General features: G+C 64.4%; 13 protein-coding genes. 5 read left to right on the top strand and 8 right to left on the bottom strand.

The window, feature by feature from the left end; genetic code table 11:
* Positions 1-79: 79 nt before the first annotated feature.
* Positions 80-913 carry an ABC transporter substrate-binding protein gene (locus H587_RS0108175; RefSeq protein WP_034608868.1) on the bottom strand — a complete coding sequence of 278 codons (834 nt, stop codon included), beginning with the start codon at positions 911-913 and terminating at the stop codon, positions 80-82.
* Positions 914-1,055: 142 nt separating this feature from the next.
* Here H587_RS0108175 and H587_RS0108180 point away from each other — a divergent pair, with 142 nt between their 5' ends.
* A complete protein-coding gene (locus tag H587_RS0108180) occupies positions 1,056-1,748 on the top strand; it encodes an ABC transporter permease (RefSeq protein WP_027175858.1) in 693 nt (230 codons plus the stop codon).
* A complete protein-coding gene (locus H587_RS21320; protein WP_211219496.1) occupies positions 1,745-2,767 on the top strand; it encodes an energy-coupling factor ABC transporter ATP-binding protein in 1,023 nt (340 codons plus the stop codon). Before H587_RS0108180 ends, H587_RS21320 begins: the two co-directional genes overlap by 4 nt.
* A 70-nt stretch (positions 2,768-2,837) precedes the next feature.
* Here the strand turns inward: H587_RS21320 and H587_RS0108190 are convergent, their stop codons facing one another.
* Genes H587_RS0108190 through H587_RS0108200 form a run of 3 tightly spaced genes read right to left on the bottom strand, consistent with a single transcriptional unit; the run spans position 2,838 to position 7,007 of the window.
* Entirely contained in the window at positions 2,838-3,122 is a 285-nt protein-coding gene (locus H587_RS0108190; RefSeq protein ID WP_027175859.1) for a hypothetical protein, read from the bottom strand.
* 23 nt (positions 3,123-3,145) lie between these two features.
* The gene (locus tag H587_RS0108195) at positions 3,146-5,323 is read right to left on the bottom strand and encodes a RelA/SpoT family protein (protein ID WP_027175860.1); all 2,178 of its coding nucleotides are present in this window, start codon (positions 5,321-5,323) and stop codon (positions 3,146-3,148) included.
* A gap of 4 nt (positions 5,324-5,327) precedes the next feature.
* A complete protein-coding gene (locus H587_RS0108200) occupies positions 5,328-7,007 on the bottom strand; it encodes a peptide-binding protein (RefSeq protein ID WP_051202546.1) in 1,680 nt (559 codons plus the stop codon).
* Between the two features lie 149 nt (positions 7,008-7,156).
* Here H587_RS0108200 and H587_RS0108205 point away from each other — a divergent pair, with 149 nt between their 5' ends.
* From H587_RS0108205 to H587_RS0108215, 3 genes are read left to right on the top strand one after another with little or no spacing between them, the layout of a single operon-like run.
* The gene (locus H587_RS0108205; RefSeq protein ID WP_027175862.1) at positions 7,157-10,366 is read left to right on the top strand and encodes a DEAD/DEAH box helicase; all 3,210 of its coding nucleotides are present in this window, start codon (positions 7,157-7,159) and stop codon (positions 10,364-10,366) included.
* A 55-nt stretch (positions 10,367-10,421) separates the two neighbouring features.
* Positions 10,422-11,312, top strand: a complete 891-nt coding sequence (locus H587_RS17815) for a hypothetical protein (protein ID WP_051202549.1) — start codon at positions 10,422-10,424, stop codon at positions 11,310-11,312.
* A 17-nt stretch (positions 11,313-11,329) separates the two neighbouring features.
* The gene (locus H587_RS0108215) at positions 11,330-11,710 is read left to right on the top strand and encodes a DUF3783 domain-containing protein (RefSeq protein WP_169432762.1); all 381 of its coding nucleotides are present in this window, start codon (positions 11,330-11,332) and stop codon (positions 11,708-11,710) included.
* 38 nt (positions 11,711-11,748) lie between these two features.
* On the opposite strand, the gene H587_RS0108220 is transcribed toward H587_RS0108215, so the two are convergent.
* From H587_RS0108220 to H587_RS0108235, 4 genes are all read right to left on the bottom strand, one after another.
* A complete protein-coding gene (locus H587_RS0108220; protein WP_027175864.1) occupies positions 11,749-12,117 on the bottom strand; it encodes a hypothetical protein in 369 nt (122 codons plus the stop codon).
* 38 nt (positions 12,118-12,155) lie between these two features.
* Positions 12,156-13,058, bottom strand: a complete 903-nt coding sequence (locus H587_RS0108225; RefSeq protein WP_156904486.1) for a hypothetical protein — start codon at positions 13,056-13,058, stop codon at positions 12,156-12,158.
* A 206-nt stretch (positions 13,059-13,264) separates the two neighbouring features.
* Positions 13,265-13,768, bottom strand: coding sequence for a single-stranded DNA-binding protein (locus tag H587_RS0108230; RefSeq protein WP_027175866.1), 504 nt, complete (start codon positions 13,766-13,768; stop codon positions 13,265-13,267).
* 10 nt (positions 13,769-13,778) lie between these two features.
* A complete protein-coding gene (locus tag H587_RS0108235) occupies positions 13,779-14,123 on the bottom strand; it encodes a hypothetical protein (RefSeq protein WP_027175867.1) in 345 nt (114 codons plus the stop codon).
* Position 14,124 lies beyond the last annotated feature (1 nt).

Raw genomic sequence — 14,124 nt, forward strand, 5'->3', positions numbered from 1 at the left:
CCCGCCCTCGGGTCTCCTCCGGGGGAAAAAAGAAAGCCGGGCCAAACCCGGCTTTCCCATCTTCAATCAAACGGCGGCGCTACTTCTTGGCATTGGGAGTGAACAGGGGCTTACCCGCAACCTTGAACTCGCCCACAAACTTCTGGGCCTTGGCCGAGGTGATCCAGTCGCTGAACTTCTTGGCCAGATCCGCGCGCACCCCGGGGCAGTGCGCCGGGTTCACCGGCATGACGCTGTACTGATTGAGCAGCGGCTTGTCGCCCTCCACCAGGATCGTCAGAGGCGCCTTGCCCTTCTGGTCGGCTTCGTACTTGTACCATGTGCCCCGATCCACCAGGGTGTAGGCCCCGCGCTCGGCGGCCATGGCCAGGGTGGCCAGCATGCCCTGCCCGGCGGAGATGTACCAGGACTCCTTGTCCGGCACGGGCAGCTCAGCCGCCTTCCAAAGCTTGAGCTCGGCCTTGTGCGTACCCGAATCGTCACCGCGGCTCACGAAGGAAGCCTTGGCCGCGGACACTGCCTTGAGGGCCTCGGCGACGGTCTTGCCCTTGGCCTTGGCCGGATCCTTCAGCGGGCCAACGATCACGAAGTCGTTATAAAAGATCTCCTTGCGGTCCATGCCGAAGCCCTTGTCCAGGAATTCCTTTTCGGACTGGGGCGCGTGGACCATGAGCACGTCCACGTTGCAGTCCTCGCCGAGTTTGAGGGCCTTGCCCGTGCCCACGGCCGTCCACTGAAGTTCGATGCCCGTGTCCTTCTGGAAGGCCGGGCCCAGGGCGTCCAGCAAGCCGGTGTCCTGGGTGCTGGTGGTGGTGGCCATACGCAGGACGTCGCCCGCCAGGGCGGGAACGGCGCAGACCAGGGCGGACAGGGCGACCAGGGTCGCGATAGTTTTCTTCCAGGATCGAAGCATTTTCTCCTCCTTCAGGTTGCGGACTGGCCAACACGTTTCTTGTTGCATTCGTGACATATATCTGTTTAGGCAAGCATATGAAAAATGGCAAGTTGATTCTGCCCATATTGACATAACGGAACCCTTTCGGAAACAAGAACGAATGGATTTCATTCTGGAGGGCCTTGTCCGGGCCCTGGACCTCCTCCTTTCCGGCGACGAGGTCACCTTCTCGGCCGTAACGGCCACTCTGCAGAGCTCGGTCCTGGCCATGATCGCGGCCCTGGCCCTGGGCGCTCCGGCCGGGTTCTGCCTGGGCCATTTCGAATTCCGGGGCCGCCGCGCCCTGCGTCTGGCCGTGGACACGGCTCTCTCCTTTCCCACCGTGGTCATCGGCCTCATCGTCTACGCCTTCCTCACCCGACGCGGCCCATTGGGCGAATGGCAGATGCTCTTCACCGTGCCGGGCATGGCCGCCGGCCTGGCCCTGCTGGCCCTGCCCATCGTCATCGCCCACACGGCGGCCGGCGTCGAAGGGCTGGATCGACGTCTGCGCCTCACGGCCCTGACCCTGGGAGCGGGCCCCCTGCGGCTGGCCCTGACCACCCTGCGCGAGGCCCGCTTCGCCGTCATCCTGGCCCTGGCCATGGCCTTCGGGCGGGTGGCCTCGGAGGTGGGCATCGCCATGATGGTCGGCGGCAACATCAAATGGCACACGCGGACCATCACCACGGCCATCGCCCTGGAGACCGGCAAGGGCCAGTTCGCCGAGGGCATCGCCCTGGGCATCGTGCTCCTGGCCATCGCCCTGGTGGTGAACCTGCTGCTGGTCCTCCTCCGCCGGAGGATGGCGTGAACACGCTGTTCCGCCTGGAAAACGTCGTGGTGCGCTATGCCGGGACCGAGGTTCTGCGCGTGGAGGCCCTGGACATCCCGGAGCACTCCGTGTTCGGTCTCGCCGGGCACAACGGCTCTGGCAAGAGCACCCTGCTGCGGCTGCTGGCCCTGCTGGAACGTCCCGCAAGCGGCCGCCTGCTGGTGGACGGAGCGGACAGCGCCGGGCGGGAGCGGGAACTGCGCCGCCGCGTCACCCTTTTGGATCAGGAACCCTATCTCCTGCGACGTTCGGTTCTGGAAAACGTGGCCTACGGCCTGCGGGCCCGCCGGGAGTCCGGCGACCTGGAACGCCGCGTGGCCGAGGCCCTGGAATGGGTGGGGCTGGCTCCCGGTTTCGCCCGCCGCTCCTGGCGCGAACTTTCCGGCGGCGAGGCCCAGCGGGTGGCCCTGGCCGCCCGCCTCATCCTCCGCCCCAGGGCCCTGCTTCTGGACGAGCCCACGGCCAATCTGGACGCCGAGAGCGTGACCCGCATCAACCAAGCCGCGCTGCGCGCCCGCGAGGAGTGGGGCACGACCCTGGTGCTGGTGAGCCACGACATGGCATGGCTCGCCGAGATGGCCGACAGCGTGCTCCACCTGCACCACGGCCGAGTGACGGGCTATGGTCGGATGAACATCCTGCGCGGCCCGTGGCTGGCGGAGCCGGAGGGATCGCGTCTGGACCTGGGGCCGGACGCCCGCCTGCGCGCCCCGGCGGCGCCCGCCATGGACGCCCCGGCGGCCGTGGAACCCGGGGACATCACCCTGCTCCCCCCGGACGACGCCGGGGCCGGACGGTTCGACTCCCTGCTCCCGGCCATGGTGGAGGAGCTGTCCCGCGACCGGGACGGCTTGCTGGCCCTCTGTCGGGCCGGGGAACTGCGGCTGTTCACCCGCCTACCGGACTGCGAGCGGGTTTTTCTGCCTGGAATGCCGGTTCTCCTGGGATTCACACGCCAAGCGGTGCGTTTCCTGGACGTCCCCCGCACTGCGGACTGACCGTGCCGGACATGAAAAAAGGCCCGCCCAGCGCACCGGACGGGCCTTGGCCCCTGTCGGGCGGAAAAGTCTATTCTCCCTCGTCCTCGGCGTCCAAATCCACCAATCCCATCTCTCCAGCATGGGCCACCAGTTCGGCCAGCAACTGCTCGGCGTCGTCGAAGAGCGGCGTCAGCTCCTCGCGGGGCGTCTCCCCGAAACGGGCATTGAGGAAATGGCGGATGCCCAGGGCCATCGTCATCTCGGCCAGATCCGCGTATTCCTCCTCGGAAGTCAGCAGATCGAACAAACCGCCTTCCAGGTTCTCCAACAGTTCCTCGCGGCTCAATTTTTCCAGCCCTTTGTCCTTGGCCATCGCATGCTCCTTGTTTTTTCAGACTACGAAACCCGCACCGCCTCGTTGACCACGTCCAGGTTCTTGAGACGCGCCAGGGCGTGGTAGAGCTGGTCCAGACTCGTGACCTCCACGGTGAATTCCAGCACCGACGTGCCGTCCACGCTGGACTCGAACGTGCCGGAATCGATGTTGATGTTGTCCTCGGCGAGCATCACGGCCACCTGGCCGAGCACTCCCTTGCGGTTGGTGCACTTGATGCGCACCCGGGCCGGATAGGGCGTGTCCTCCTGCTTGCCGTCCCAGGAGACTGAAAGCAGGCGCTCGGACTCGAAGCCCTTGACGTTCGGACAGGTGGTGGTGTGGATGGTCACGCCCCGGCCGCGGGTGATGTAGCCCACGATGGGCTCGCCGGGCAACGGGTTGCAGCAGCTGGCGAAACGCACGAGCACATTGTCCACGCCGCTGATCTTGAGCCCCTCGCTCTTGCCCTTGGCCTTGGCCTCCTCGACCGCGGGTCCGGTGGGACGCTCCTGGGGCCGGGGCTCATCCGCCTTCTCGGGCTGGAGCGAGGCCACCAGTCGCTTGACGACCTTGTTGGGCGTGATCCGCGAATAGCCCACCTGGGAGAGCAGTTCGTCCACCGAGCCGCAGGAGAACTCCTCCGCCAACTTGAGCAGAAGGCCTTCCTTCATGGCCTTGGCCATGTTGATGCCGACCTTGCGACCCTCCTTCTCCAGGAGTTCCTTGGCCAAGTCGATGCTGCGGGCCCGCTCCTCGGTACGGATGTACTGCTTGACCCGCGTACGGGCCCGGGCGGTCTTGACGAACTTGAGCCAGTCGCGGCTGGGCGTGCGGTGGGGGTCGGTGATGATCTCCACGCGGTCGCCATTCTTGAGCGGCGTGGACAGGGGCACGAGCCTGCCGTTGACCTTGGCCCCGGCGCAACGGTCGCCAACCTGGGAGTGGATGGAGTAGGCGAAATCCACGGGGGTGGCGCCCTCGGGCAGTTCCTTGATGTCTCCCCGGGGGGTGAAGATATAGACCTCGTCCTGGAACAGATCGAAACGCAGGGAGGCCATGAATTCACGGGGGTCGGAAAGCTCCCGCTGCCAGTCCAGGATCTGGCGCAGCCAGGTGAAACGCTCGGCGTCGCGCGAGCTGCCCGCCCCGCCGCCTTTGCGGTGCTTTTCCTTGTACTGCCAGTGGGCGGCCACGCCGTATTCGGCCACCCGATGCATCTCCTCCGTGCGGATCTGGATCTCGATGCGCTCCCCGTCGGGCCCGATCACCGTGGTATGCAGGCTCTGATACATGTTGGCCTTGGGGATCGAGATGTAGTCCTTGAAGCGCCCGGTCACGGGCTTCCAGATGGAGTGCACCAGGCCGAGCACGGCATAGCAGTCCTTGAGCGAGTCCACGATGACCCGGAAGGCGATGAGATCGTAGACCTGATCCAGACTCAGGTTCTGCTGGAGCATCTTCTGGTAGGTGCTGTAGGCGTGCTTGGTCCGCCCCACCACCCGGGCCTTGATCCCGTTCTCCTTGAGCATGTTCCGGATGAGCCCGATGACCTTGTCGATGTAGTCCTGGCCCAGCGTGTGGTGCTGGCGCACCCCCTCGTTGATCTGCTCGAAGACGTCGGGCTTGAGGTACTTGAGGCAGAGATCCTCCAGCTCGATCTTGGTCCGGTGCAGGCCCAGGCGGTTGGCCAGGGGCGCATAGATGTCCAGGGTCTCCTGGGCGATGAGCCGCTGCTTCACCGTGTCCTGGTGGAAGCCCAGGGTGCGCATGTTGTGCAGGCGGTCGGCCAGCTTGACCATGACCACCCGGATGTCCTCGGCCATGGCCAAGATCATCTTGCGGATGTTCTCGGCCTGGGCCACGGCCTTGGACTCGAACTGCATCTGGCTGATCTTGGTCACGCCGTCGACGATGTCGGCCACTTCCTCGCCGAAAAGCTCCTCGATCTCGTCCAGGGTGACGCTGGTGTCCTCCACCGTGTCATGGAGAAGTCCGGCTGCCACCGTGGGCTCGTCCATGTTCATGTCGGCCAGGACGTTGGCCACGGCCAGGGGATGGGCCAGGTAGGGCTCGCCGGAAAGGCGGGTCTGGCCCTCGTGGGCCTGGGCCGCATAGACGTACGCCTTCTGGATCAGGGTCAGGTCCGGCTTGTCGATGTAGGCGGACACCTTGTCCGTGATTTCGTTGATGCGGATCATGGCCTCACCGCTCCAGGACCGGGCGCTGGAGTTCGCGTGGTATCCACCACTGGTAGAAGTTGTAGTCGATGCCCGCCGGAGCCGGGGCGACCCCCTGGATCCGGGCCTGGAGAATGGGCAGGGACATGGGCACATACAGGAAGCAATACGGCTGGTCCTCGTGCAGAATCTCCTGGACGCGGCCGTAGATCCGCTTGCGGCGATTCTGGTCCAGCGTCCGCCGCCCCTCCTCGAGCAGTTCGTCCAGCTCAGGGTTCCGGTAATGCACGAAATTCAATCCACCTGGTTCGGCTTTGGAGGAGTGCCAGACATCGTAAATATCAGGATCTTGCGTGATGTTCCAGCCCAGGACCAGCGCGTCGAAACGTCCCTTGTTCACGAACTCCTTGATGAAGGCGGCCCACTCCACGGTACGGATGCGGGCCTCGACCCCCACGTCGCGCAGGCGGCGCTGAATGATGGTCGCGGCCTGGATGCGCTGGGTATTGCCCTGATTGGTCAGGATGGTGAAGGCGAAGGGCCGGCCGCCCTTGTCCAGGAGACCATCGCCGTCGGTGTCGCGCCAGCCGGCCTCGGCCAGCAAGGCCCTGGCCCGGCCCGGGTCGTGCGCCCGTGGTTTGAGGGACTCGTTGTAGACCCAGGTGCCGGGCTTGTACGGACCCACCGCCGGAACACCCAGGCCCGCCAGCACACCCTTGACGATCTCTTCCTTGTCGATGGCGAAGTCCAGGGCCCGACGCACGCGGACGTCAGAGAACAACGGGCTGTCCAGGTTGTAGCCGAGGTAGGTGTAGCCGAAGGAGAGGTATTCATACTTGCGGAATCTCTCCTTCCACTCCGGCCCGTTGGTCTCGAAAAGATACTGATAGGGCGAGAGCCCCATCTCGTCCAGATTCCCGGCCTTCAGCTCCAGAAACTGCGTGGCCTGATCCGGGATGACCCGCAGGACCAGTTCGTCGAGATGCGGCCGTCCCTCGAAGTACTCCGCGTTGGCCGTGAGCACCAAACGGCTGCCGGGCAGCCATTCCTTGATTTTATAGGCCCCGCACCCCAAGGGTTCGCGGGAATACTTGGTGTTCATGAGATCCTGCCCGGCAAGGGCGTGCTCCGGAAGGATGGACAAGGCCCAGGTCACCAGGGCCCTGGCGAAGGGCTTGTCGTAGCGGACCTCGAAGGAGTAACGCCCCGTGACGGTGAACGACTTCACGGCCAGGTAGTCCTCGGCGTAGGCCGTGGGCGTCTTGGGGTCGATCATGAGCTTGTAGGTGAATTCCACGTCCTTGGCCGTGAGTTCCACCCCGTCCCACCAGCGGATGCCCGGCCGCAGGCGGAAGCGCAGCAGGCGGCCGTCCTCGAGCACCTCGTAGGACTCGGCGGCCCAGGGCACGAGCTTGATGTCCTTGTCGTATTTGAGCGGCGCCACGTAGAGATGCTCGGCCACGGCGTGGGAGGCCGAGTCCGTGGACAGCGCGGGGATGAGGTTCATGGGCTCGGCCAGGGTCGCCTGGAGCAGACGACCTCCGTCCACCGGCGGGCCGTAATCCCGGGACGGCGGCGCAGGCTCGGCGCTCTCCCGGCCGGGAGAGGGGCGGTCGCACCCCGGCAGCAGGGCGAGCAGCGCAACAAGCAGGAATGCGACTTTTATCAAGAGAGACCCCTTGCCAAGCGCGGGGAAAACGTTCATATGCTCAGGCTTTGCCGCGCGGGTCCAGTATGACCCAGGGATGCGTAAAAGCCAAGCCTCCCCTTGATCTGTGCGGGGATTTCGGGTTAGATTTCAGTGCTCGGCCGCAGCGCGAAGAAATGCGTCCCGACCAAGGAGTTCCGAGGTTCATGGCCCACAGCGAAGAAGCTGTCGTCAAAAAGATCCTCCAGAAATTCGTCCGCGACACGGTCCCGGAGTACATTCTGGACGGCGCGCACACGATACTGGACTCCGGCGGAGTGCAGAAGATCGACCTCAAGAAGCGCGCCCAGTACTGGGACGTGGACGGGCAGATCCAGGGAGACGACTTCCAGGTCTATGCCGCCGAACTGGGCCTGAACCTTGAAGAGCACACGCTGAACTACTTCTGCAACTGCCCGGATTCCTTCTCCGGCGTCTGCCGTCACATCAGCGCCACGGCGCTGAAGCTCCTCAAATCCCTGGACACGGACTCCGAAGAGGAGGCCCCCAGGCCGCGCACGGACTGGCGCCAGACCTTCCGCTCCTTCTTCTCCACCGAGCTGGAGCCCGAACCGGGCAAGCACTACTTCATCTTCCGCTTCTATCCCGAGCCCGGCCGCCTGCAGGTGGCCCTGTTCCGGGGCCGCCAGAACAAGGGCGGCATCTCCAACGTGCAGACCCCCGTGACCGTGGACCAGGTGGTCCAGAACCCGGACTGGTGCGAGGTCTCGCCCCACCTGCCGCGCGTGGCCGAAATGATCGGCCACTACCTGGACTATCGCGGCCACAAGGTGGAGTTGCCGGCCGGCCTGCATTCCTGGTTCTTCCGGGCGATCAAGAACGAGTACTATCTCTTCCTGCGCGAGACCGATCAGCCGCTGCGCATCGAGAACAAGACCATGCAGCTCAAGCTGTCCCCGGCCCTGTCCGAGGACGGCCTGCACTTCGACATCCTGCTCTCCCGCGAGGGCAAGCCGCCCTTCTCCATCAACGGCGAAACCGAGGTCTATTTCTACGGCCGCCTGCCTCTCTGGGTCTATTATCATGGCGGTTTCTTCCCGGTGCAGACCGGCCTGGACCCGGAACTCGTGCAGCAGATGGTGGAGCAGAAGCCCATCATCCCCCACGCCGACATTTCCGAGTTCCTGGACCGCGTCTGGACCGCCATTCCGGCCTCGGACCTCCATGGACAGGAGGACTTCCTCGAGCGCATGGGGCCCATCTTCGCCCCGGCCACCTTCAATCCCAAGCTCTACCTGGACGAGGAGGGCAGCCTGCTGACCCTGACCATCCAGAACGTCTACGACACCGAGGTGGGCGAGGTCACGTTGCCCGGCCCCAACCCGGACCTCCAGACCGGCAGCTACCGTTTCGAGGGCCGTTCCTATCTCCTGCGCCGCAGCCAGGACGAAGAAGCCCTGCTCTTCAGCGAACTGCAGGGCGTGGGTTTCCAGCCCCGCAGCAACGCGGTTTGGTTCATGGAGCAGGAAGAGGCCATCACCTTCCTTCTGGACCACTATCCCCGCCTGGTGGAGGCCTACCGGGTCTACGGCGAGAAGAACCTCACGCGCTACAAGGTCCGGCTGGCCAAGCCCGAAATCGTGGCCGAGTTGGAGAGCGACGAGGAGAACAAGTGGTTCAACCTGGACTTGGCCGTGCAGTATGATGACCAGAAGGTGCCCATCGACCTCATCTGGAAGGCCTGGACCCAGGGCAAGCGCTACGTGCAGCTCAAGGACGGTTCCTACACGAGCCTGCCCGAGGCGTGGCTGCGCAAGCTCGGGCACAAGCTCCGGGCTCTGGGCTTCGATCCCGAGAAGCCGCCCCAGAAGCAGTTCCAGCAGTTCGAAGTCCCCGTGCTGGAAAAAATTCTCGAAGACCTGCCCGAGACCAAGACCGACGGCTACTTCGTCAAGCTGCGGGAGAAGATCAACAACTTCCAGCAGATTCGCTTCATCGAACCGCCCAAGGGCCTGACCGCCACCTTGCGGCCCTACCAAATCCACGGCCTGAGTTACCTGAATTTCCTGCATGAATACGGGTTCGGCGGCATCCTGGCCGACGAGATGGGCCTGGGCAAAACCATCCAGACCCTGTCCTTCGTGCAGATGCTCGTGGAGAAGGGCATCAAGGGCCCCAACCTGATCATCGTGCCCACCTCGGTGCTGCCCAACTGGGAGCGCGAGGCGGCCAAGTTCGTGCCGAAATTGCGCCGACTGACCATCTACGGGGCCAAGCGCGACGACCTCTTCCTGCAGATCGGCGAGTCCGACCTGATCATCACCACCTACGCCCTGTTGCGCCGCGATCTGGACGAACTGCTCAAGTACCGCTACTCCACGGTCATCCTGGACGAGGCCCAGAACATCAAGAATCCGAACACGATCACGGCCCGTTCGGTACGCCGCCTGGAGGCGGAGATGCGCCTCTGCCTCTCGGGCACCCCCATCGAGAACAATCTTTTCGAACTCTGGAGCCTGTTCGAGTTCCTCATGCCCGGCTTCCTGGGCTCGCAGCACTCCTTCCAGCGCGGCATCGTCAAGCCCATCAAGGACGGCGACGAGGAGACCTTGGAGTACCTCAAGACCCGGGTCAAGCCGTTCATCCTGCGCCGGACCAAGGCCGAGGTCGCCAAGGATCTGCCGCCCAAGATCGAGACCACGCACTACTGCGACCTGGTGGACGAGCAGCGCGACCTGTACAACGCCCTGGCCAAGCGCCTGCGCGACCAGGTCATGCGGGACGTGGAGGAGAAGGGCATGGCCAAGAGCCAGATGTCCATCCTCGACGCCCTGCTCAAGCTCAGACAGATATGCTGTCACCCGCGCCTGCTCAAGCTGGACATGCCCGGCCTGGACACCAACCTGCCCTCGGGCAAGTTCGACGCCTTCAAGGACCTCGTCACGGACATCGTGGAAGGCGGGCACAAGGTTCTGGTCTTCTCGCAGTTCGTACAGATGCTGCACATCATCCGCTCCTGGCTCCAGATCAAGGAACTGCCCTTCGCCTACCTGGACGGCTCCAGCAAGGACCGTTTCGAGCAGGTGGACCGCTTCAACGAGGATCCGAGCATCCCGATCTTCCTCATCTCGCTCAAAGCGGGCGGCACGGGCCTCAACCTCACGGCCGCGGATTACGTGATCCACTACGATCCATGGTGGAACCCGGCCGTGGAGAACCAGGCCACGGACCGCACCCACCGCATCGGCCAGAAGCGCCAGGTCTTCGCCTACAAGATGATCTGCCAGAACACGGTGGAAGAGAAGATCCTCAAGCTCCAGGAGCAGAAGAAGGACGTGGCCGAGGCCATCATTCCCGGCCAATCGGCCTTCAAGACCCTGACGCGCGACGACCTGGAGATGCTCTTCGAAATTTAGGCGGCGTTCCCGCCGCGCTGTTTTCTTTCCAGTCGATCCCGGCTATCCTCCGGCCATGCAGAATCCGCTCGTCCGTTCCGTGGAGGCCCTGCGCGACCTCTTCGACGCCTTGCACCAGTTCTGGGAGGCCAAGGCCACTCAACGCGCCGCAGCCCTCTTCCTGGTGGCCGTCTTTCTCCTGACCCTGGTCGGAGTGGAGCTGTCCCGTCGCGGCCTGCTCCCGCCGGGACCGAGCCGCGCCCTGGGAACAAGCCACTTCCTGGCGGTGAACGTGGCCTTCACCCTCGTCCTGGTCATGGAGGTGGTCAGCCTCATCTTCACCCTGCCCTGCTCGGTGTCCAAGGCCGTGGGCAAGCAGATCGAGATTCTGGCCCTGATCCTTCTGCGCAGCGCCTTCAAGCACCTGGCCCAGTTCCAGGAACCCGTCATCATCACCGAGCTCAGCGAACCCGTGCTGCGGCTTCTGGCCGACGGCGCGGGCGCCCTGGTCATTTTCGCCATCCTCGGCTACTACCACCACATTCAGCAGAGCGCCCGCCCGGCGATCATGGACGGGGCTTCGCGCTACGCCTTCGCCACGGCCAAGAAGCTCATCGCCCTGGTCCTCCTGGGCTGCTTCCTGGTCATGGGGGCCGAGAATCTCCGTCTGGGCCTGAGCGGCGAACACCAGTTCGACTTCTTCTCGGCCTTCTACACGGTGCTCATCTTCAGCGACATCCTCATCGTGCTCATCGCCCAGCGCTACCTGCCGCACTTCCGGGCCGTGTTCCGCAACTCCGGCTTCGCCGTGGCCACCCTGCTCATCCGCCTGGCCCTGACCGCGCCGCCCTATCTCAATGCGGCCCTGGGCGTGACCGCGGCAGTGTTCGCCGTGCTCCTGAGCCTGATCTACAATCGTTTCTGGGAGATCAAGAGGCCGGTATGTCCGACGGATTCCGAGCAGTAAAGGAAACCACGCGCCACATGCACGGGCCTCGCGGGGTGTTGGCCTGCGGCTACGCGCCCGCCGAGCAGGAAATCCTGCTGGCCATGATGGAGAACCAGGGATTCCGCGACACGCCCGCGATATTCGCCAACGAAGAAACGGCCGGGATCGCCCTGGCAGAGCTTTTGGCCCTGCCCGGCGGCACCGGCCGAGGCCGGGTCTCGAACCTGCCCCGGGCCGTGATCCTCTCCGGTCTGCTGGAGAAGGAACTGCATGCCTTCATGGCCGCCTGGAAGGCTCTCGGCCTGCCGTCCCAGCTCTGGGCCTGTCTCACGCCCACGTCCGAGTCTTGGCCCCTGCGCGCCCTGCTCACCGAGTTGGAACGTGAACGCCAGGCCTTCGCCCAACGCGACAGATGAAACAAGACGCCAAGCGCCCCACAGTTCCCCCCGTTTCCTCAGATCACGATCTTGGCGGCCATGCCGATCATTTCGTCAATCATTCCTAAGAATTTGACGGCATTTCCAGCCCATTCCCGCGACGCCTTGAGCGATCGCAGGTCATCTTCGGCCCGCGCCGCCGCAGCCTCCACATCGACCTTGAGCCCTTGCAAGGCGGCGGTCATCGCCACGGCATGGATCGTTTGCCATCTGCGGATGCAGCGTTTCACTCCGTCTATCTGCCGCGAAAGGAGCACACAGTCCGGTTCCTGCTGACGCCCCAGGGCGATGCAGTCCAGATACCGGGACTCCAGTTCCCCGGCGGCCGAGTCCAACTCCTGGATCAACGCTTCGCACTTCTTCAGAAAATCGTCGTGAATCCCCATCTCCGTCCTCTCTCTCCTGCTTCGGCGTCCCAATTCCGCTAGTGCGCGTCCTTCAGTTCCTCATAACGTTTCCGCAAGGCGGACACCCGGTTCCAGAATTCCAGGATACCGACCAGGGACACGTCCCTGCCGTCCAACGCCAGGGCCAAGTCAGCATGAGCTGCGGGCAAGGCGCGAAAGGTCCGCTCCAGGGCCTCATGGAGGGCCAGCGCCTGAAGTGTGCTCTCGTCCAGGGAAATGATGCGCTCCGCTTCCAGTCGACGCGCTTCGGAATCCGCCAGGGCGAACCTCGAGAAAATCTTTCTGAACTCCTCGCGGTAGCGGGTCTTGATGTCCTGGAGCAGATGGACGCGAATGATGCCGACTGCCATGTCCGCATAAACGGCGACATTGGCCTGGTTGCCTCGGATGGCCGACTTGAGGTCGGCCCTCTGCCGACTCTGGAGGTAGGCGTTGAACGCGGGCACGGCCAGCGTGGAGACGATGGCGACCTTGCCGCCACCCGGCGCGTCGAACAACCGGCCCGACAATTTGTTCAACGTGCCGTTGAGTTCCGTGGACACCGTCTGCTGATCGGCATCGCTCATCCCTTCGAATTCCGACAGGCGGAGCAGAGCCTCCGCATAGCGCTCCAAGGCGTCGTTCACTTCCGCGAACTCCGCCCGCATCCGCACCAGGGCGGCGTGATAGTTGGGAGACTCCACCTTGGCGCCGTAAGGTTCCGGGCCGAACACAAGATAAAATTCACGTTTCACATCGGCGGGCCGCGCGGCGGCGCAGGCCGCGATCATCTCTTCCCGCTGCTTCGCCATCAACGTTGACGAGGCGTCCTCCATGCCCGTCCCCACGGCGGAGACCGCCTGCTGAAAGTCCAGAAAAGGCTTGGAGTCGACCTTGGCGCAGCCCACCAGGGAGACCACCAGCATAAGGAAAAAAGCCATGCCTCCGCCGCGTTTCCGATCAAGCCCCCGCATGCGCACCTCGCTTCCTGCTCCACGCGATCGCCGAAAAACATTTCTCCCGTGCATATAGAATGTTTCATGAGACCTCGGCGGCGTCAAGGCATGCGGATAGCCCGGAAACAGGGCAAAAAAAGAGGGCGCCGGAGCGCCCTCGCTTGGATGCTGTACACCTGGAGGCCTGCAATCTAGAACGGCACGTCGTCCATGCCGCTGGCCTCCGAAGGGAAGGCCGGGCCCAGATCCTCCTCGGGCTCCGAGGCCTGCTGCCGCTGGGCCGGGCGGCCCTGCTGGCCACCGCCGCGACGTTCCTGCGGGGCTCGATCCTGGGGCGCGCCCTGGGGCCGGTCCTCGCCGCCGCGCCGCTCCAGGCCCTGGATGCGGTTGGCCACGATCTCGGTGGTGTAGCGGTCCTGGCCGTCCTTGTCCTGCCACTTGCGTGTCTGGAGGCGGCCCTCCACCAGGGCCAGGGCGCCCTTGCCGAGATAGTTGGAGACGTACTCGGCCTGGGAGCCCCACGCCACAACATTGTGCCACTCGGCCTTGTCCACCCACTGGCCGCTCTTGTCCTTGTAGCCTTCGTCCGTGGCCAGGCGCAGATTGGCCACGGCCTGCCCGGACTGGGTGTAGGACAACTTGGGATCCTGGCCGAGACGGCCGATGAGAATGACTTTGTTCATGCTGGCAGCCATAGCGTCTCCTTCACAGTTTACGAACCAGATCCTCGGCCTCGTCCAGAGCGTCTTCCAAGGCGTAGGTCTTCTGGTCGGCCTCGGCGGGCTTGCGCCCGGCCAGGGCATCTTCCAGCTCCAGACGAAGCGCCTCGACCCGGCGCGCGGCCTTTTCCAAGGCCTTGGCCGCCACGGCGGGCAACATGCCCAGCGCCAGGCGGTCGGCCAGGGCTGCGGTCAACTCCAGCACGCCCTTCCGCCCCTCGGGCGGCAGGCCGTCGGCCCAGGCCAGCTTGGCCAAAGTGGGCCAGGCCCGGGTCACGGCGTCCTCGTCCACGGTAGAGACCGAAACACGCACTTGCAGATACCTGCCCATT

The sequence above is a fragment of the Desulfovibrio aminophilus DSM 12254 genome, from assembly GCF_000422565.1.
Classification (GTDB): Bacteria; Desulfobacterota; Desulfovibrionia; order Desulfovibrionales; family Desulfovibrionaceae; genus Aminidesulfovibrio; species Aminidesulfovibrio aminophilus.

Bases quoted from the DNA above. Each gene is read 5' to 3' on its own strand.
- H587_RS0108175 (WP_034608868.1), bottom strand. From the start codon at position 913: ATGCTTCGATCCTGGAAGAAAACTATCGCGACCCTGGTCGCCCTGTCC.
- H587_RS0108180 (WP_027175858.1), top strand. From the start codon at position 1,056: ATGGATTTCATTCTGGAGGGCCTTGTCCGGGCCCTGGACCTCCTCCTT.
- H587_RS0108190 (WP_027175859.1), bottom strand. From the start codon at position 3,122: ATGGCCAAGGACAAAGGGCTGGAAAAATTGAGCCGCGAGGAACTGTTG.
- H587_RS0108195 (WP_027175860.1), bottom strand. From the start codon at position 5,323: ATGATCCGCATCAACGAAATCACGGACAAGGTGTCCGCCTACATCGAC.
- H587_RS0108200 (WP_051202546.1), bottom strand. From the start codon at position 7,007: ATGAACGTTTTCCCCGCGCTTGGCAAGGGGTCTCTCTTGATAAAAGTC.
- H587_RS0108205 (WP_027175862.1), top strand. From the start codon at position 7,157: ATGGCCCACAGCGAAGAAGCTGTCGTCAAAAAGATCCTCCAGAAATTC.
- H587_RS17815 (WP_051202549.1), top strand. From the start codon at position 10,422: ATGCAGAATCCGCTCGTCCGTTCCGTGGAGGCCCTGCGCGACCTCTTC.
- H587_RS0108215 (WP_169432762.1), top strand. From the start codon at position 11,330: ATGCACGGGCCTCGCGGGGTGTTGGCCTGCGGCTACGCGCCCGCCGAG.
- H587_RS0108220 (WP_027175864.1), bottom strand. From the start codon at position 12,117: ATGGGGATTCACGACGATTTTCTGAAGAAGTGCGAAGCGTTGATCCAG.
- H587_RS0108225 (WP_156904486.1), bottom strand. From the start codon at position 13,058: ATGGCTTTTTTCCTTATGCTGGTGGTCTCCCTGGTGGGCTGCGCCAAG.
- H587_RS0108230 (WP_027175866.1), bottom strand. From the start codon at position 13,768: ATGGCTGCCAGCATGAACAAAGTCATTCTCATCGGCCGTCTCGGCCAG.
- H587_RS0108235 (WP_027175867.1), bottom strand. From the start codon at position 14,123: ATGGGCAGGTATCTGCAAGTGCGTGTTTCGGTCTCTACCGTGGACGAG.